The organism is Gordonia sp. N1V (genome assembly GCF_029269935.1).
In the GTDB taxonomy this organism is placed as follows: Bacteria; Actinomycetota; Actinomycetes; order Mycobacteriales; family Mycobacteriaceae; genus Gordonia; species Gordonia polyisoprenivorans.
Window position 1 is genome coordinate 1 of the sequence record NZ_JARJDD010000095.1, and the last position, 560, is coordinate 560.

At 61.1% G+C, this 560-nt stretch carries 1 pseudogene; it reads left to right on the forward strand.

Annotated elements, in window-relative coordinates:
- A pseudogene (locus tag P3L18_RS28250) lies at positions 1–438 on the forward strand (hypothetical protein); the annotation flags it as partial.
- Between the last annotated feature and the right edge of the window lie 122 nt (positions 439–560).

Here is a 560-nt window from a genome sequence, read left to right on the forward strand (position 1 = left end):
CCAGGCGGCTACCGAAGCCGCTTAACCGATGTCCGGCAAACGGGGGTAACCACAGTGGTGCATGTGGTGTGTGGTGATGTGGCTGCGGATTTTGAGGCGTCGATGGCGACAGCGCGTGAGGTGAAGGCACGGGCGATTGACATGTTCGGGGACGTGCCGGAGCCGTCGGTGGTGTGTGGTCGGCCGATTGTGGTGGCTGATGGCGCGTCGGCGGTGGACCGGGTCGCGGCGTTTGTGGCGGTGAGTCCGGTGTTGGGGTTTGTGGTGGAGGATGCGGTGGGATGGTCGAGGTGCGAGCCGCGTGCGGCGAGCCTCGAGACGGTGAGACAACAAGCCTCCCAACCACATCGAAAGCAAGACACACGAAACCCGGGCCCCTTACCACACCCCTCCGACAGAAAATCAGCACCGAAACACGTTGTCCACAAGCAGAATTGATCAAAATACCCTCTTGCGTCGAACACACTGGCGATGTACACTGGACCCATCACACCGATCAGCCACCGGGGAGGGGCCCATGATCGACACCACCACAACTCTCGACGTCAAAGATGTTGACG